The sequence below is a fragment of the Streptomyces sp. NPDC054961 genome (genome assembly GCF_053609145.1).
Map to the genome: position 1 here is coordinate 61,898 of NZ_JBSGWY010000008.1, position 18,269 is coordinate 80,166.

General features: G+C 73.1%; 15 protein-coding genes. 14 read left to right on the top strand and 1 reads right to left on the bottom strand.

Translation table 11 applies throughout. The features are described 5' to 3' along the window. Positions 1–140 precede the first annotated feature (140 nt). Positions 141–1,538, bottom strand: a complete 1,398-nt coding sequence (locus ACWF9Z_RS10635; protein ID WP_453599994.1) for an aminopeptidase P family protein — start codon at positions 1,536–1,538, stop codon at positions 141–143. A gap of 170 nt (positions 1,539–1,708) precedes the next feature. On the opposite strand from ACWF9Z_RS10635, the gene ACWF9Z_RS10640 reads away from it, so the two are divergent. The 14 genes from ACWF9Z_RS10640 to ACWF9Z_RS10705 all read left to right on the top strand — a co-directional run bounded on the left by ACWF9Z_RS10640 (position 1,709) and on the right by ACWF9Z_RS10705 (position 18,125). Next, positions 1,709–4,093 carry a collagenase gene (locus ACWF9Z_RS10640; protein WP_453599996.1) on the top strand — a complete coding sequence of 795 codons (2,385 nt, stop codon included), beginning with the start codon at positions 1,709–1,711 and terminating at the stop codon, positions 4,091–4,093. Between the two features lie 71 nt (positions 4,094–4,164). Next, the gene (locus ACWF9Z_RS10645) at positions 4,165–5,334 is read left to right on the top strand and encodes an NAD(P)/FAD-dependent oxidoreductase (RefSeq protein WP_453599997.1); all 1,170 of its coding nucleotides are present in this window, start codon (positions 4,165–4,167) and stop codon (positions 5,332–5,334) included. A 109-nt stretch (positions 5,335–5,443) separates the two neighbouring features. Then, the gene (locus ACWF9Z_RS10650) at positions 5,444–5,779 is read left to right on the top strand and encodes a (2Fe-2S)-binding protein (protein ID WP_453599999.1); all 336 of its coding nucleotides are present in this window, start codon (positions 5,444–5,446) and stop codon (positions 5,777–5,779) included. Beyond that, on the top strand, positions 5,760–7,271 hold the full coding sequence (locus ACWF9Z_RS10655) for an FAD/NAD(P)-dependent oxidoreductase (protein ID WP_453600002.1): 1,512 nt from the start codon (positions 5,760–5,762) through the stop codon (positions 7,269–7,271). Before ACWF9Z_RS10650 ends, ACWF9Z_RS10655 begins: the two co-directional genes overlap by 20 nt. A 75-nt stretch (positions 7,272–7,346) precedes the next feature. After that, a complete protein-coding gene (locus tag ACWF9Z_RS10660) occupies positions 7,347–8,279 on the top strand; it encodes a dihydrodipicolinate synthase family protein (RefSeq protein WP_453600005.1) in 933 nt (310 codons plus the stop codon). A gap of 22 nt (positions 8,280–8,301) precedes the next feature. Further along, entirely contained in the window at positions 8,302–9,306 is a 1,005-nt protein-coding gene (locus tag ACWF9Z_RS10665; RefSeq protein WP_453600007.1) for a proline racemase family protein, read from the top strand. Beyond that, positions 9,303–10,337 (top strand): proline racemase family protein, encoded by a 1,035-nt coding sequence (locus ACWF9Z_RS10670; RefSeq protein ID WP_453600009.1) that lies wholly within the window; start codon positions 9,303–9,305, stop codon positions 10,335–10,337. The genes ACWF9Z_RS10665 and ACWF9Z_RS10670 overlap by 4 nt, the downstream gene beginning before the upstream one ends. Next, complete coding sequence (locus tag ACWF9Z_RS10675; RefSeq protein WP_453600012.1) at positions 10,334–11,287, top strand: ornithine cyclodeaminase family protein; 954 nt, start codon at positions 10,334–10,336, stop codon at positions 11,285–11,287. The genes ACWF9Z_RS10670 and ACWF9Z_RS10675 overlap by 4 nt, the downstream gene beginning before the upstream one ends. 59 nt (positions 11,288–11,346) lie before the next feature. After that, the gene (locus ACWF9Z_RS10680) at positions 11,347–12,072 is read left to right on the top strand and encodes a GntR family transcriptional regulator (protein WP_453600014.1); all 726 of its coding nucleotides are present in this window, start codon (positions 11,347–11,349) and stop codon (positions 12,070–12,072) included. 378 nt (positions 12,073–12,450) lie between these two features. Further along, a complete protein-coding gene (locus tag ACWF9Z_RS10685) occupies positions 12,451–14,196 on the top strand; it encodes an ABC transporter substrate-binding protein (RefSeq protein ID WP_453600017.1) in 1,746 nt (581 codons plus the stop codon). Between the two features lie 20 nt (positions 14,197–14,216). Beyond that, positions 14,217–15,167, top strand: a complete 951-nt coding sequence (locus ACWF9Z_RS10690) for an ABC transporter permease (RefSeq protein WP_453600020.1) — start codon at positions 14,217–14,219, stop codon at positions 15,165–15,167. Further along, entirely contained in the window at positions 15,164–16,150 is a 987-nt protein-coding gene (locus ACWF9Z_RS10695; RefSeq protein ID WP_453600022.1) for an ABC transporter permease, read from the top strand. The genes ACWF9Z_RS10690 and ACWF9Z_RS10695 overlap by 4 nt, the downstream gene beginning before the upstream one ends. Further along, on the top strand, positions 16,150–17,151 hold the full coding sequence (locus ACWF9Z_RS10700; RefSeq protein WP_453600025.1) for an ABC transporter ATP-binding protein: 1,002 nt from the start codon (positions 16,150–16,152) through the stop codon (positions 17,149–17,151). The genes ACWF9Z_RS10695 and ACWF9Z_RS10700 overlap by 1 nt, the downstream gene beginning before the upstream one ends. Next, entirely contained in the window at positions 17,148–18,125 is a 978-nt protein-coding gene (locus ACWF9Z_RS10705; RefSeq protein ID WP_453600028.1) for an ABC transporter ATP-binding protein, read from the top strand. Before ACWF9Z_RS10700 ends, ACWF9Z_RS10705 begins: the two co-directional genes overlap by 4 nt. Positions 18,126–18,269: the final 144 nt, after the last annotated feature.

Sequence of the window (18,269 nt, forward strand, 5' to 3'; positions counted from 1 at the left end):
AAAAAAACAATCATTTCGGGGGCGGCTGCTTCTTTTGTTAATACGCCCCCGCCCCGCGCCCCCCGCCGCGGCCGGGGGCGGCCCCCCCCCCCGGGGCCGCCACGGCTCGACGGCTCGGGGCCTCGGCCCTCCGGGGGACCTCAGCCCTCCAGCAGGTTCCCCATCCACTCCTCGATCCCCGCCACCGTGCGCGGCAGGGCGCCCGACATCAGGCGGGCGCCCTCGGCCGTGATCACCAGGTCGTCCTCGATGCGGACGCCGATCCCGCGCAGCTCGGGCGGAAGGGTCTCGTCGTCGCTCTGGAGGTAGAGCCCCGGCTCGACCGTGAGGACCTGGCCCTCCTCCAGTACCCCGTCCAGGTACGCGTCCGCCCGTGCCTGGGCGCAGTCGTGCACGTCCAGCCCCAGCATGTGCCCGCTGCTGCAGAGCGTGTACCGGCGGTGCAGGTCGCCGTCCGCGTGCTTGAGCACGCCCCACTCGGCGAGCCCCTCGGAGATCACCCGCATGCCGGCCCGGTGGAAGTCGCGGAAGCTCGCGCCCGGCCGCAGCGCCGCCATGCCCGCGTCCTGTGCGGCGAGGACCAGCTCGTAGACCTGCCGCTGTACGGGGGAGAAGCGTCCCGACAGCGGGAGCGTGCGGGTGACGTCCGCCGTGTAGAGGCTGTCGGTCTCCACGCCGCCGTCGAGCAGGAGCAGCTCGTTCCCGTTCAGCCGGCCGTCGTTGCGGATCCAGTGCAGGACGCACGCGTGCGCGCCCGACGCGGCGATCGTCTCGTACCCGGTGCCGTTGCCCTCGGCGCGGGCGCGGCGGTTGAAGACGCCCTCGATCCAGCGCTCCCCGCGGGGGTGGGCGAGGGCGTACGGGAGCTCCCGTACGACGTCTTCGAAGGCGGTCGTGGTGTGGTCGACGGCCAGCTGCAGCTGTTCCACCTCCCACGCGTCCTTGACCAGGCGCAGTTCGGAGAGGGCCTGGGCGAGTTCCGGGTCCGTGGCCGCGTTGCGTCCGGCGGGGACGGCGCGTCCGCCGGTCAGGCCGTCGAGGTGGGCGCAGCGGATGCCGGAGAGCTGCTCGGCCTCGGCCAGGTCGGGGCGGCGGCCGACCCAGAACTCCCCGTAACGGCGGTCGCGGTAGAACTCCTCGTTGCCGTCCACGCGCGGTGAGCGCGGGCGCAGGTAGAGGACGGCCTCGTGGGCGTGCGGCCCGGCGGGCTCCATGACCAGGACGTGGCCCGCCTGGTCCTCGCCGGTGAGCCCGGTCAGCCAGGCGTACGCGCTGTACGGGCGGAAGCGGTAGTCGGAGTCGTTGCTGCGGGCCTTCAGCTCCCCGGCCGGGATGATGAGCCGCTCGCCGGGGAAACGGGCGGAGAGGCGGTGGCGGCGGGCCGGGGTGACGGCGCGGACGGGGGCGAGGGCTCCGGCGTCGGACGGGGACGAAACCGCCCAGTTCGCCGCCATGAAACGGGACAGCTCCGGGGAAACCGGCAGGTCGTGGCTGCTGGTATGGAGCGCCGCGGCGGGGTGGGAGGGGTTTTCGGTCACGGGAGCTCCCTCGAGGAGATGCGAACTGGTGGGCGCAGAGGTCTTGTCAGTGCAATTTCACATTACTATGTTACAGCTCACACTGCGGCACGTTAATCCCCGTCAAACGCCGCGTGAAGCAGGCCAGTTCACGCAGCACCCCCCACTCCCCTCCCAGCCAGGAGTTCTTGGTGTCCCAGCACAGAGCCGTGCGTTCGTCCCTCCTCTCCGCCGCCGTCGCGGTCACCCTCCTCGCCACCGCGGGCCAGGCCGTGACGCAGGCCGCCGAGACCGGAGCCGGTGTGAGCGTCCAGGGTGCCACCGCCCCCGGTACCTTCGCCGCCAGTACCCAGGGCGCCCAGGGCGCGAACCCGTTCGACGAGGTGGACCGCCTCGCCGACGCGCCGAAGACGGACCCCGCCCCGGCCCCGGCCCCCGGCGACCAGGCCATAGCCGACGGCAAGGTCCCCGGCCCCGTCACCCGGCCCGCCGCCGTGACCGCCGCGAAGAGCGGCGCGCTCGCCCCCTCCGCCCTGAGCACCGCCGCGGCCGTCCCCTGCACCCTGGACGGGATCACGAACCTCACCCCGGAGCAGTTCGCCGACTTCCTCGGCGACCAGTCCGTCACCGTCGACGGCTGCCTGCGGGGCCTCATCTGGACGTGGGACGCGCGCCTGGCGCCCGTCATGTCCGACGCCCACGTCCAGGCCGTCTCCCGGCGGATATCCTCGCTGGCCGCCGCGCACGACGGCCGCAACTCCTCCCATCTGGAGGAGATGTTCACCTACCTGCACGCCGTGGCCTACCACGACCACGCGCGCGGCGAGATCGACGTCACCGACGCCCCCACCGTCGACGCGATGCGCCGGGCCATCGCCGACTTCGGCGCGGCCGCCCGCACCTTCGACGTCACCCCCACCAATGCCCGCACCCTGCGCGAGGCCCTCTACGCGGGCAGCGCCCCGGGTCTGCGCCAGCACCAGATCGGCCTGATCAAGAAGGTCCTGGTCACCATGGACCCGTCGCACCCCGCGACGAACCTGGACACGTCCTGGGCGGGCGCGGTGCTCTCCGCCCTCTCCGTCAACTACCTCGGCGTGTACCCGGGCAACCGGGACACCGCCTTCCAGGAGGCGGTGGCCGGCGACGCCGCGTACCGCGCGCTCTTCAAGGACTTCGCGGCCTACACCCACCTCAAGGGCACCCCCAACGCCTGGGTGGTGCGCGACGCCCTCGCCGAGTACGGCCGCTTCGGCCAGATCGACAGCCTGAAGGCCGGCGTCGTCGCCGACCTCGGCGCACTGCTGGGTCCCGTCAAGGCCTCCTTCGGCGACGGCAGCCAGCCCTGGGCGAAGGTCGTCTCCTGGCTCACCTTCTACGGGGCCTGCGCGCCGTACGGGGTGTGCAAGGAGGACATCGAGCGGCAGATCTTCCCGAACACCTTCACCTACGACAACGGCGCCATCAAGGTCCGCACCGCCCTCGACCAGGCCACCGTCGACCAGCTGTACTACGCGAGCAAGCAGGTCAAGACCCAGTTCCACCGCATGCTCGGCACCGAGCAGCCGCTCGCCGGAGACGTGAACACCACGCTGAACATCGTGCTCTACGCCTCCCGCGCGGACTACGAGAACTACCACCCGCTCCTCACCGGGTACGGGACGAACAACGGCGGCATCTACATCGAGAACGGCGCCACCTTCTACACCTACCAGCGCCGCGTCCCCCAGGACTCCTCCCTCACCCTCGAGGAGCTCTTCCGCCACGAGTACACGCACTACCTCAACGGCCGCTTCGCCGTCCCCGGCACCTTCGGCCAGGGCCCCTGGTACGAGGGCGACCGGACGACCGCCATGGACGAGGGCACCGCCGAGTTCTTCGACGGCGGCACCCGCGACAACGGCATCGCCGTCCGCAAGTCCCTGGTCAAGGGCATCATCAAGGACACGGCGGGCGGCGGCCCGCGCATGACCGTGGACCAGCTGCTGCACGCCACCTACGACGGCGACGGCTTCCGCTTCTACAACTACGCGGGCACCTTCTACGAGTTCCTGTGGACCGAGCACCCCACGCTGCTCAAGGAGATGTACGGCTACCTGCGCGCCAACGACCCGGCGGGCTTCGACGCCTGGCGCCACCGCATGGGCGGGGACTCGTACCTCCAGCGCGACTACGACCGCTTCCTGGACGCCCAGATCGCCAAGGTGGACCAGCTGTACGTGCCGAACACCTCCTTCACCCCGAACGCGCAGCTGCGCGACGCGGCGCTGGCGAACGTGAAGTCCACCTTCGCGGCGGCCACGTCCAGCAACCCGGACTGCGTGGAGAACGGCGACCCCGGCAAGCGGCGGTTCACCTGTACCGGCCGGATCACGGCGAACCTGACGAAGTGGCGCGACGACGACCAGAACTTCAAGGACATGTCCGAGACGGTGGACTACTTCCTCCTCGACCGGGCGGGCGCGGCCTCGAACAACCTGGCCGACATGAACTGCTCCTTCGGTCCGGTGGACATCTGGACGAGCCACGTGGCCGGAACCTCCAGCTACACCTGTGAGGGTCCGCTGCGCAGCTGACCGCCCGGGGCCGGTCCCGTGCGAGCGGGACCGGCCTGTTCCCTCCCTGAAGAATGTGACATATTACTGTCGTGCCCAAGAGACACCCCAAGGCCTCCGAGGCCTCCCCGGACGTCGTGATCATCGGCGCGGGCGTCGTCGGAGCCGCGTGCGCGTACTACGCGGCCCGCGCCGGACTCGCCGTGGCCGTCGTCGACCGGGGCCCGGTCGCGGGCGGTACCACCGGCGCCGGCGAAGGCAACCTGCTCGTCTCCGACAAGGAGGCCGGACCCGAGCTGGACCTCGCCCTGCTGTCGGCGAGCCTGTGGCGCGATCTCGCGCGCGATCTCCCGCGGGAGATCGAGTACGAGGCCAAGGGCGGCCTGGTCGTCGCCGCGGACGAGGCCACCGTGAAGGCGCTGCGGAGCTTCGCGGACGGCCAGCGCGCCGCCGGGGTCGACGCCGTCGAGGTCGGGCCGGACGAACTGCGCGCACTGGAACCCCACGCGGCGCCGGACCTGGCCGGCGGCTTCCTCTACCCGCAGGACGCCCAGGTCCAGCCCGCCCAGGCCGCGGCCCGGCTGCTGGCGGCGTCGGGGGCGCGGGTGTACCTCGGCGAAGAGGTGACGGAGGTCCTGCGGAGCCCGGCGGGCGCGATCCGCGGGATCCGCACGGGCCGCCGCGACCTCCTCGCCCCGGCGGTCGTCAACGCGGCCGGGACCTGGGGCGGGGCAGTGGCCGAACTGGCCGGGGTCACCCTGCCGGTACTGCCCCGGCGGGGGTTCGTCCTGGTGACGGAGCCGCTGCCGAGGGTCGTGCGGCACAAGGTCTACGCCGCGGACTACATCGCGGACGTGGCGAGCGGTTCGGCGGCGCTGCAGTCCTCGGCGGTGGTCGAGGGCACCCCGGCCGGGCCGGTCCTCATCGGGGCGACGCGGGAACGGGTGGGCTTCGACCGCTCGTTGTCCACGGAAGCCCTGCGCCGGCTGGCGGCGCAGGCGGCGGCCCTGTTCCCGGTCCTCGCGGACGTCCGGGTGCTGCGCACCTACCACGGCTTCCGCCCGTACCTGCCGGACCACCTCCCGGCGATCGGCGCGGACCCCCGGGTCCCGGGCCTGCTGCACGCGTGCGGCCACGAGGGGGCGGGCATCGGCCTGGCCCCGGCGACGGGCGTCCTGATCGCCGCGGCCCTGACGGCCGCGGCTCCGCCCCTGGACCCGGCCCCCTTCCGCCCGTCCCGCTTCGACCCCCCGCTCGCATGACCCGACGGGGCGGCACCCGGCGGCCGGCGCTGCGGTACGCCACGGACGGACCGGGCGCCCGGGGCGCCACGGACGGATCCAGTCAGAGGAACGAGGAGAACGGACAACGATGAGCGAAGCGACGAGGGGACGGCGCCACTCGCCCCGCGACCTGGTCGGCGGCGCCCCCGCCGAAACCTGGATCCTGCGCTTCGACGGCCGCGAACTGCCCGCCCACGAAGGGCAGAGCATCGCCGCCGTCCTCTGGTCCGCGGGCATCCTCGCCTGGCGGACCACCCGGGAGAGCGCCGCCCCCCGCGGCGCGTTCTGCGGGATCGGAAGCTGCTACGACTGCCTCGTGACCGTCAACGGCCGCCCGAACCAACGCGCGTGCCTCGTCCCCGCCCGCCCCGGCGACCTCGTCACCACCCAGGAAGGCACCGGCCATGACGACCTCGCCGTCTGACCTCCCCACCGCGGGGGACGGCCCGGACCCCGCGCCCCTCGCCGTCGTCGGCGCGGGTCCCGCCGGCCTGGCCGCCGCCGTCACCGCGGCGGATCTCGGGCTGCGCGTCGTCCTCCTCGACGCCGGGGAGCGGCCCGGCGGGCAGTACTACCGCCACCCCGCGCCCGGACTCGGCGCGGAGCGGCCCGAAGCCCTCCACCACGGCTGGGCCGCCTTCGCCTCGCGCGAAGCCGCCCTGCGGGCGCACGTGGAGGCCGGGAGGATCACGTACCTCCCCCGCCACCACGTCTGGACCGTGGTCCCCGAAGGCGCCGGGACCTCCGAAGGCGCCCCCGGCCCCGGCCGGGCCGCCGGCCCCGGCGCCCGTCCGCGCCCCGCGTGGACCCTGCATGCCGTCGTCGGCCCCGAGGAGGCCCCCGCGCGGGTCCACGCCTCCGCCGTGCTGCTCGCGACCGGCGCCTACGAGCGCCAGCTGCCCTTCCCCGGCTGGACCCTGCCCGGAGTCGTCGGAGCCGGCGGGGCCCAGGCCATGCTCAAGAGCGGGCTCGTGCTCCCCGGCGAACGCGTGGTCGTCGCCGGCAGCGGGCCCCTGCTGCTCGCCGTGGCCGGTTCGCTCGCCGCCGCCGGGGCCCGCGTGCCCGCCGTCGTCGAAGCCTCCGCCTACACCGGCTACGCCGGCCACGTCCCGGCCCTGCTGCGCAACCCCGCCAAGCTCGCCGAAGGCGCCGTGTACGGCAGCGCCCTGCTCCGCCACGGCATCCGCCTCCTCGCCCGGCACGCCGTCACCGAAGCCCACGGCACCGACCGGGTTGAGGCCGTCACCGTGGCCCGCCTCGACCGCGACTGGCGCCCGGTCCCCGGCACCGCCCGTCGCATCCCCTGTGACGCCGTGGCCGTGGGCCACGGGCTGGTGCCCCAGCTGGAGCTGGCGACCGGCCTCGGCTGCGCCACCCGCCCGGGCCCCGACGCCACCATCGCCCTCGAGCTGGACGGCGGCCAGCGCACCTCCGTCCCCGGGATCTGGTCGGCCGGGGAGACCGGCGGCATCGGCGGCGCCCAACTCGCCCTCTTCGAGGGAGAGATCGCCGCCCACTCCATCGCCGGACGGCCCGTCCCGGCCCGCCTCACCCGCAGCCGTACGAGGCTGCGCGCCTTCGCCGCCGCGATGGCCGCCGCCCACCGGCCGGGCCCCGGCTGGACCGGCTGGCTGCGCGAGGACACCGATGTCTGCCGCTGCGAGGAGGTCCCGGCCGGCCGGATCCGGGAGGCCGCCCGGGATCTGGGCGCGCGGGACGTCCGTACCGTCAAACTCCTCACCCGGGCCGGCATGGGCTGGTGCCAGGGCCGGATGTGCGGCCCGGCCGTCGCCGCCCTGGCCGGCGCGGATCCGGCGCCCGACCGCAGGCCGCTGTCCTGTCCGGTCCCGCTCCGCCACCTCGCCGCGCTCCCCGCGGAGGGCCCCGGCCCCGGACTTCCCCCCGAAGACCACTGATCAGGCGGCCGCAGCTCTTGTGGCCGCCTCATACCCACTAGTAAAATGTCACACACCACTCTAGGGAGCTCACTCATGACCCACGCGCACACCCCCGCGCCCACCGCCGGTACGGACACCCGCCGCCGCCCGTGGCACGGCATCATGGTCGCCACCGCACTGCCCCTGCGCGAAGACCTGAGCGTCGACTACGACGCGTACGCCGAGCACGTGGCCTGGCTCATCGCGAACGGCTGCGACGGCGTCGTCCCCAACGGCTCCCTCGGCGAGTACCAGACCCTCAGTGACGAGGAGCGCGCCCGCGTCGTCCGCACCGCCGTCGAGGCGGCCGGCGACGGCGCCCGCGTCATGCCCGGTGTCGCCGCCTACGGCAGCGCCGAGTCCCGCCGCTGGGCCGAGCAGGCCGCCGAGGCCGGCGCCGGGTCCGTCCTGCTGCTGCCGCCCAACGCCTTCCGCGCCGACGAGGACGCCGTACGCGCCCACTTCGCCGAGGTCGCCCGCGCCGGGCTGCCCGTCGTCGCGTACAACAACCCCATCGACACCAAGGTGGACCTGGTCCCGGCGCTCCTCGCCCGGCTCCACGCCGACGGCTCCATCGTCGCGGTCAAGGAGTTCAGCGGGGACGTCCGCCGCGCCTACGAGATCGCCGAACTCGCCCCGGGCCTGGACCTGCTGATCGGCGCCGACGACGTCCTGCTCGAGCTGGCCCTGGCCGGAGCCGTCGGCTGGATCGCCGGCTACCCCAACGCCCTCCCGCAGTCCTGTGCCACCCTTTACCGGGCCGCCGTCTCCGGTGACGTCGCCACCGCACTGCCGCTCTACAAGTCCCTGCACTCGCTCCTGCGCTGGGACTCCAAGACCGAGTTCGTGCAGGCCATCAAGCTCTCCATGGACCTTGCCGGCCGCCCCGGCGGCGCCACCCGCCCGCCCCGCTTCCCGCTGTCCGGCGACATCGAGGCCGCGGTCCGCGCCGCCACCGAGAAGGCCCTCGCCGAGGGTCTCAACTAACACTGCCCAGGGGGACTACGCGATGCGCACGCGCCACATCTACCACGCGGTGGACTCGCACACCGAGGGCATGCCCACCCGGGTGATCACCGGGGGAGTCGGGGTGATCCCCGGTGCCACCATGGCTGCCAAACGGCTCCACTTCATCGAGCACCTGGACCACATCCGGACCCTGCTCATGTACGAGCCGCGGGGCCACTCCGCGATGAGCGGCGCGATCCTGCAACCCCCGACCCGTCCGGACGCCGACTTCGGCGTCGTCTTCATCGAGGTGTCGGGCCTGCTCCCCATGTGCGGGCACGGCACCATCGGTGTCGCCACCGTCCTCGTCGAAACGGGCATGGTTCCCGTGGTCGAGCCCGTCACCACCGTCCGGCTCGACACCCCGGCCGGACTGGTGAGCGTGGACGTCCGCGTCGAGGACGGGGCGGCCACCGCCGTCACCCTCACCAACGTTCCGTCCTTCAGCGTCGGCCTCGACCTCAAGACCGAGGTCCCCGGCTACGGCACGGTCACCTACGACCTCGCCTACGGCGGCAACTTCTACGCCTTCGTGGAGCTCGACTCCCTCGGCCTGCCCTTCGACCGGGAGCGCGGGGACGACCTGCTCGCCGCCGGCCTGGCCGTCATGGAGGCGATCAACGCCTCCGAGGACCGGCCCGCCCACCCCGAGAACCCGGCCATCGGCGGGGTCAAGCACGTCTACCTCGCCGCCCCCGGCTCCGACGCGCGGCGTTCCCGGCACGCGATGGCCATCCACCCCGGCTGGTTCGACCGCTCGCCGTGCGGTACGGGGACCAGCGCGCGCATGGCGCAGCTGCACGCCCGGGGGCTGCTGGCGATGGACACCGACTTCGTCAACGAGTCCTTCATCGGCACCGAGTTCACGGGCCGGCTCGTCGCCGAGACGACGGTCGGGGGCCTCCCCGCCGTCGTGCCCACCGTCACCGGCCGGGCCTGGATCACCGGCACCGCCCAGTACTTCCTCGACCCGTCCGACCCCTTCCCGGGAGGTTTCCTGTTGTGACCAGCACCGTTCGGACCGAGGACTACCACACCGCCGGGGAGCCCTTCCGGATCGTCGACACCCTGGCGGAAGGCCTGTCGCCCGTGCCCGGCGACACCGTCGCCGAGCGCTGCGCCACCGCGATCGGACCGGGGGGATCCGGTACGGCCCCCCGGCGGGGCGTCCTGGACGACGTCCGGCGGATGCTCGTGCAGGAGCCGCGCGGGCACGCCGGGATGTACGGGGGCTTCGTGGTCCCGGCCGACGACGACGGGGCCCACTTCGGGGTGCTGTTCTGGCACAAGGACGGCTACTCCACCGCCTGCGGCCACGGCACCATGGCGCTCGGCGCCTGGGCTGTGGACAGCGGCCGGGTCGCGGCCCCCGACGACGGGGACGTACAGGTGCGGATCGACGTGCCCTCGGGCCGGGTCGGTGCGACCGTGCACCGCGCCGGAGGCCGCACCAGCGGGGTCACCTTCCGCAACGTCCCGGCCCGTACCAGCGCGCGCAAGGTCCCCGTGGCCACCACCCTCGGCGTGGCCGAGGTGGACATCGCCCACGCCGGGGCCTGCTACGCCTCCGTCCGGGCCCGGGACCTCGGACTGGACGTGACCCGGGCCGCGCTGCCCGCGCTCGTCCGGGCCGGCCAGGAGATCCGGGCGGCGCTCGCCACCCACCCCGGGACCTGGCACCCGGGCGGGCCGCTGCTCTCCGGGGTGTACGGGGTGGTCCTGTACGAGGAACTGCCCGACACCCCCTTCGGTCCGCACCAGCGCAACGTCACCGTCTTCGCCGACGGGCAGGTCGACCGCTCGCCCTGCGGCTCCGGCACCTCGGCGCGGCTCGCGCTGCTGGCGGAGGACGGGCGGCTGGGGACGGGGGAGGACCTGCTGCACGAGTCGGTGATCGGCTCGGTGTTCACGGGCCGGGTCGCCGGGTCCACCCCGGACGGGCTGGTCACGGAGGTCACCGGGGCGGCGTACCGCACCGGCGGACACTCCTTCTCCATGGACCCGTACGACGCGCTCGGCACCGGGTTCCTGCTGTGATCCGCCAGTTCTCGGCAGCCGAGACGGCCGCCCTGCTGACCCCGGCCGCGGCGGCGGACGCGCTGGCCGGCGCCCTGCTGGCCGGGCTGGACCCGGAGGCCTGCCCGCCGCGCACCGCCGTGCCCGTGCCGGGCGGCGGCGAGCTGCTGACGATGCCGGCCGCGACGGGGACGTACGCGGGCGTGAAGATCGCCGGAGTGGCCCCGGGGAACCCGGCGCGCGGGCTGCCCCGGATCACCGGGTCCTACCTGCTCCTGGACGGGCCCACCCTGCAGCCGCTGGCCCTGTTCGACGGGGCGGAGCTGACCGCCCTGCGGACCCCGGCGGTCTCGGCGCTCGCGCTGCGTCACCTGGTCCCGGACGGCCGGCCGCTGCGGCTGCTGCTCTTCGGGGCGGGTCCGCAGGCGTACGGGCACCTCGAAGCGGTGCTGGCGATGCGGCGGCTGGCGGAGGTGGTCGTCGTGACCCGGGACCCCCGGGGTGCGGGGGAGCTGGCGGAGCACGCGCGGGGGCTGGGGGTCGCGGCCCGGCCGGGGGCGGCGGCGGAAGTGGCCGACGCCGACCTGGTCATCTGCTGTACGACGGCCCGCGCACCGCTCTTCGACGGGCGGCTGATCGCGCCGGGCGCGACGGTCGTCGCGGTCGGCTCGCACGAGCCGGACGCCCGCGAGGTCGACACGGCCCTGGTCCGCCGGGCGTCGGTGTACGTGGAGTCGCGCGCGGCGGCCCTGCGCGAGGCGGGGGACCTGCTGGTGCCGGAGGCGGAAGGAGCCATCGGCCCCGGACACATCAGCGCGACCCTGGCCGATCTGGTCTCCGGCCGGACGCCGGGAGGCGCCGGGGCGGCGGCAAGTTCTCCCCAGCTCTTCAAGAGCGTGGGCATGGCCTGGGAAGATCTGGCGGTGGCGGTCGCGATGTTCGAGGCCGTGGGAGAGCGCGGCGCAACGTGACATTGTACGCTGTTCCTCCGCACGCCGGCGGTGTTGTGCGCGGTCTCGGAGGAAATGCAATGGGTGACCTGAAGCAGAACAGTCTCATCAAGGCCCAGGAACGGCTCCGCGACCAGGTCGGCCACGCCCTCCGCGCGGCCCTGATAGCGGGTGAACTGCGCCCCGGGAGCGTCTACTCCGCCCCCGGCCTCGCGGCCGAACTCGGCGTCTCGGCCACCCCGGTGCGCGAGGCCATGCTCGACCTGGCCCGCGAAGGCCTCGTGGAACCGGTGCGCAACAAGGGCTTCCGGATCACCGAGGTCAGCGAGCGGGACCTGGACCAGTACACCGAACTGCGGACGATGATCGAGGTGCCGACCATCGGCCGGATCACCAAGATCGCGACTCCGGAGCAGCTGGAGGCCCTGCGGCCGATCGCCGAGGAGATCGTCACCAGCGCCCGCGAGCACAATCTCATCGGGTACCTGGAGGCCGACCGCCGCTTCCACCTGAGCCTGCTGGCCCTCGCGGGCAACGACCGCCTCGTCGAGACGGTCGGCGACCTGCGCAAGCGCTCCCGGCTGTACGGCCTGACCGGCCTGGACGAGGCGGGCAAGCTGGTCTCCTCCGCCGAGGAGCACATCGAGCTCCTCGACCTGATGCTCACGGGCGACGCGGAGGCGGCCGAGGCCTGCATGACCCGCCACCTCGGCCACGTCCGCTCCCTGTGGGCCCAGGGCCGGGACGAACCGGTCGGCCGCACCCCGGGCCGCCTGGGTACGACCGCCCTGGGGTCGGCGGGCTGAGCCCGGGGCCCGGCCCGGCCCCGCCCTCGCCCCTGCTCGACGCCCTCGGCGTGCGCCGAAGCCCCGCACGTGTCCGCCCCTGGTGTGGACCCGTGCGGGGCTTCTGCGTGCGCGCGAGCCCCGGCCCCGTGGCGCCCGCGGGAAACGGGAAACGCCCCGAACGGGGCGGGAGGTGACGTGCGCGGGGCGTGGCGCGCGCCCCGCGCGAAGCGCTCGCCGCGGCGCCCGGCCGTCCGGCGGCGACCGCCCCAACGCCCCTCCGTCCGGCTGGATTTGGACACGGCTGGATAACAGAGGCTCCGAACCCTTGTCAGTACAATTTCACATTACTATGTTACCGGTCACATCGTAGAGCGCGGCCCTTCACTGGAGTGACCCATGACCAAGCGCACCCAACTCGCCCTCGCCACCGCCCTGGTGGCCGCACTCGCACTCGGCGCCTCGGGCTGCTCCGACCCCAAGAAGGGCTCCGCCGCCGGCGCGGGCGCCTCCAACCCCGCCTCCGAGAACGCGGGCAAGATCCTCGGCGGCACCCCCGTCAAGGGCGGCACGCTCACCGTCCTGTCCAACCAGGACTTCGCCCACCTCGACCCGGCCCGCAACTGGGTCATGCCGGCGATGGACTTCGGCACCCGCCTCCTCTACCGCACCCTCGTCACCTTCAAGGCCGAGCCCGGGAAGGCCGGCAGCGAGCTCGTCCCCGACCTCGCCACCGATCTCGGCACCCCCTCCAACGGCGGAAAGACCTGGACCTTCACCCTCAAGGAGGGCGTGAAGTACGAGGACGGCTCGCCGATCAAGGCCCAGGACATCAAGTACAACGTCGAGCGCTCCTTCGCCCCCGACCTCACCGGCGGCCCCGACTACGCGGCCCAGTACCTGGCCGGCGGCGAGGGGTACAAGGGCCCGCTCCAGGGCCAGCACCTGGACTCCGTCAAGACCCCCGACGACCGCACGATCGTCTTCGAACTCAAGCGCCCCGTCGCCGAGTTCTCCCAGACCGCCACCCTGCCCACCTTCGCGCCGGTCCCGCAGTCCCAGGAGAAGGGCACCCAGTACGACGCCCGCCCGTTCTCCTCGGGCCCGTACAAGATCGAGACGTACGACCGCGACAAGAAGCTGGTCCTCGTCCGCAACGAGCACTGGGACCAGAAGACCGACTCCGTCCGCAAGGCCTACCCGGACAAGTTCGTCGTGGTCATGGGCCTCAAGGGCGGGCAGATCGACGACCGCATCATCGCCGGAGAGGGCGCCGACGCCTCCACCGTCGAGTACTTCAACATGCGCCCCGAGAGCGCCCCGAAGGTCCTGCCCAAGCCCGAGATCAAGGCCCGCCTGCTCGCCGAGTCCCAGGGCTGTACGGTCATGCTCCACCTGAACAACTCCCGCGCCCCCTTCGACGACCCCAAGGTCCGCGAGGCCATGCAGTACGCGGTCGACAAGGAGGCGATCATCACCGCCGGCGGCGGCCCCGCCCTCAACGAGGTGGCCACCGCCTACCTGCCCCCGGCCCTCTCCGGCGGCAAGCAGGCCGACACCCTGAAGATCCCGGCCTCCGGCGACCCCGCCAAGGCCAAGGAACTGCTCAAGGCCGCCGGCAAGGAGCACCTGAAGGTCTCCCTCGCCGTCTCCACCGGGGACAAGGCCAAGGCCGAGGCCATCCAGCAGGGCCTGTCCCGCGCGGGCATCGAGGTCGTCATCGACACCGTCGACCCCGGCGCCTACTACGACGTCATCGGCGACCTCTCCACCACCCCCGACATGACCTACGCCGGCTGGTGCCCCGACTACCCCTCCGGCTCCACCTGGCTCCCCTTCGTCTTCGACGGCCGCACCATCAAGGAGAAGGGAAACCAGGGCAACTACGCCCAGTTCCGCGACGAGGCCGTCTCGAAGCGCATCGACGAGATCAACGCCATGGCCGACGCCAAGGAGGCCAACCAGGCCTGGATCGACCTGGACGCGGAGATCATGAAGAAGTCCCCGTCGATCCCGGTCCTGCTCGAGCGCAAGCCGCTCCTCGTCGGCCCGAACATCGCGGGCGCCTACGGCCACCCGGTGTGGACCGGCACCATCGACTACGGCACGGTCGGCCTCAAGGACCCGGCGAAGAGCCAGGGCTGAAGGCCGGACACGACCGCGCCATGACCATCACCGCACCCGCCGTCGGCGATCCGGAGGCGAAGGAGGTCCCGCCCGGCAGCAGCCCCTGGCAGCTCGCCCGACGGGAACTCCGCCGCCGCCCCGCCGTCCGCGTCAGCCTCTGCGTCGTCCTCCTCTTCGTCCTGATGGCCGCCACCGCCCCCTGGCTGGGCGCGCTCGGCGGCTGGTCCCCGGACGAGTTCGACAAGTCCGCCATCGACCCCTACCTCGGCGGCCAGCCGCTCGGCTCACTCGGCGGGATCAGCCCCGAGCACTGGCTCGGCGTCGAACCCGTCACCGGCCGCGACCTGTTCGCCCGGGTCGTCCACGGTGCCCAGGTCTCCCTCCTGATCGCCTTCGCCGCCACCGCCATCGTCGTCATCGCGGGCACCGCCGCCGGGATCGCCGCCGGCTACTTCGGCGGCCGCACCGACGCCGTCCTGTCCCGCCTGATGGACCTGACGATGTCCTTCCCCAGCCTCATCTTCATGATCGCGATGCTGTCGGTGGCCAAGGACGTCAACCGCATCGTCCTGATGACCGCCGTCATCGGCCTCTTCGGCTGGCCCGGCGTCGCCCGCGTCGTCCGCGGCCAGGCCCTCTCGCTCAAGCACCGCGAGTACGTGGACGCCGCCCGCGTCGCCGGCGCGAGCTCCTGGCGGATCCTGACCCGCGACATCCTCCCGGGCGTCTCGGGCCCCGTCATCGCCTACACCACCCTGCTCATCCCGGGGATGATCAGCACCGAGGCCGCGCTCAGCTACCTCGGCGTCGGCGTCCGCCCGCCCACCCCTTCCTGGGGCCAGATGATCGCCGAGTCCGTGGCCTTCTACGAGACCGACCCCATGTACTTCGTCATACCGAGCATCTTCCTGTTCCTCGCCGTCCTCGCCTTCACCCTGCTCGGCGACGCCCTGCGCGACATCCTCGACCCGAGGGGCGGCCGGACGTGATCCCCTACCTCCTGCGACGGCTGCTCGCCCTGGTGGGCGTCCTGCTCGCCATCGCCGCCGTCACCTTCGTCGTCTTCTACGTGCTCCCCTCCGACCCGGCCGCGGCCGCCTGCGGAAAGACCTGCAGCGCCGAGCGGCTGGCCGACGTACGCGCGTACCTCGGCCTGGACCAGCCCCTGTGGCGGCAGTTCGTCGACTTCCTCACCGGCATCTTCACCGGCCGCACCCTCGGCACCGGCCAGTACGCCGTCCAGTGCGACTTCCCCTGCCTGGGCTACAGCTACGAGAACTCCCTGCCCGTGTGGGACCTGCTGATGGACCGCCTCCCGGTCTCCGCCTCCCTCGCCGTCGGCGCGGCGGTCCTCTGGCTCGTCCTCGGACTCGGCGCGGGAGTCACCGCCGCCCTGCGCAAGGACACCGCCACCGACAAGGCCCTCATGGTCGGCGCGGTCGCCGCCGCCTCCCTGCCCGTCTACTTCACCTCCGTGATGCTCATCTACGGGGTCATCCGCGTGGCCGGGCTCCTGCCCTACCCCACCTACCAGGCCTTCACCGACAACCCGTTCGCCTGGGCGAGCAACCTGCTGCTGCCCTGGACCGCGCTCGCCCTGCTCTACGCCGCCATGTACGCCCGGCAGAGCCGCGGTTCGATGATCGAGGCGATGGCCGAGCCGTACATCCGTACCGCCCGTGCCAAGGGCATGCCCGAGCGCACGGTCGTCCTCAAGCACGGGCTGCGCTCCGGCATGACCCCGATCCTCACGATCTTCGGCATCGACCTGGGCGGCCTGCTCGCCGGAGCCGTCATCACCGAGTCCATCTTCGGACTGCCCGGCATCGGGCGGCTCTTCTACGGGGCGCTCGTCAGTTCCGACCAGCCCGTCGTGCTCGGGGTCACCCTGCTGGCCGCCTTCTTCATCGTCGTCGCGAACCTCGCCGTCGACCTCCTGTACGCCGTCATCGACCCGAGGGTGAGGTACTGATGGCTCCTCCCGCACAAGCCCCACTGCTCCACGTGCGCGACCTGAGCGTCACGTTCACCACCCCGCGAGGCACCGTCCGCGCGGTCGACTCCCTCGGCTTCACCGTCGAGGCCGGCCGCACCCTCGGCATCGTCGGCGAGTCCGGCTCGGGCAAGTCCGTCACCTCGCTGGCCGTCATGGGCCTGCACCGGGGCGCCGAGATCGGCGGCTCCATCGCCCTCGACGGCCAGGAGCTGACCACCAAGTCAGAGAAGGAGCTCGCCAAGCTGCGCGGCCGCAAGATGGCCATGATCTTCCAGGACCCGCTGTCCAGCCTGCACCCCTACTACACGGTCGGTGAGCAGATCGCCGAGCACTTCCGGGTGCACTTCAAGGCGGGCCGGGCCGCCGCCAGGAGGCGCGCCGTCGACATGCTCGGCGAGGTCGGCATCCCCGAGCCGGCCCGCCGGGCGGGGGAGTACCCGCACCAGTTCTCCGGCGGCATGCGCCAGCGGGCCATGATCGCGATGGCGCTGTGCTGCGAACCCGAACTGCTCATCGCCGACGAGCCCACCACCGCCCTGGACGTCACCGTCCAGGCGCAGATCCTGGAACTGATCGCCACGCTCCAGCAGGAGCGCGGCCTCGGCGTGGTCATGATCACCCACGACCTGGGCGTGGTGGCCCGGGTCGCCCACGAGGTGCTGGTCATGTACGGCGGCCGGGCCGCCGAACAGGCGCCGGTGGACGAGCTGTTCGCCGATCCGGCGCACCCGTACACCCGGGGGCTGCTCGACTCCCTGCCCCGGCTCGACGACGCCGACGACGAGCCCCTGCGGGCCATCCCCGGCTCCCCGCCGTCCCTGCTCGCCCCGGCCCCCGGGTGCGCGTTCGCCCCGCGCTGTTCGAGCGCGGGCGCCGGCTGCGAGGACGTACGGCCGGAGCTCGCCGCCTACGGCGACGGGCCGTCGCGCACGGTCGCCTGCCACTACGCCGGCACCCGCGCGGAGGTGGCCCGATGACCAGGACCGACAACGGCGCGCTGCTCTCCGTGCGCGACCTCACCATGGCCTTCCCCGGCAAACGGACCGCGACCGGGCGCCGGGGGGCTCCCGTGCGTGCCGTCGACGGGGTCTCCTTCGACCTGGAGGCCGGGCGGACGCTCGGCCTCGTGGGGGAGTCGGGCTGCGGGAAGTCGACGACCGGGCGGATGCTCGTCCGGCTGCTGGAGCCCACGTCCGGCAGCGTGGAGTTCGACGGCAAGGACATCAGCCGGCTCTCCCCGGCCGCCCTGCGGCCCGTGCGCCGGGACATACAGATGGTCTTCCAGGACCCGCACTCCTCGCTCAACCCCCGCCAGACGGTGGCCCGGATCATCTCCGACCCGCTGCTGGTACAGGGGTGGACCGCGACGGACGCCCGCCGCCGGGCCTCCGAGCTGATGGAGCTCGTCGGACTGATCCCCGAGCACATGGACCGCTACCCGCACGAGTTCTCCGGCGGTCAGGCGCAGCGCGTCGGCATCGCCCGGTCGCTCGCCACCAGCCCCCGGCTGATCATCGCCGACGAGCCGGTGTCCGCGCTCGACGTCTCCGTCCAGGCGCAGATCGTCAACCTCATGGAGCGGCTGCGCGCCGAACTGGGCCTGTCCTACGTGTTCATCGCGCACGACCTCTCGGTCGTCAAACGGGTCAGCGACCGGGTCGCCGTCATGTACCTCGGCCGGATCGTGGAGATCGGCGACAAGAAGTCGCTCTACGACGACCCCCAGCACCCGTACACCCGGGCGCTGCTGTCCGCCGTACCGCTGCCCGACCCGGCGGCGGAGCGGCGGCGCGAGCGGATCGTGCTGCTCGGCGACCCGCCGAGCCCGGCCGCCCCGCCTCCGGGCTGCACCTTCCACCCCAGGTGCCCCATGGCGCAGGACATCTGCCGCACCGAGCGTCCGCTGCTGCGGACGGTCGCCTCTCGCGAGGTGGCCTGTCATCTGGTGTAGGCGCAGGCTCCCGCGGGTCTGACGGGGGACCCGCGGGGAAAGGGAGGGCCCCGGAGCCGGGGCACCCGTGCGGGGGGCCGTGGGTTTGGGGGCCGTCCGCGCGGGGCGGGGGGGCGCCGCCCCCGCGCTGGGGGTGAACGACCA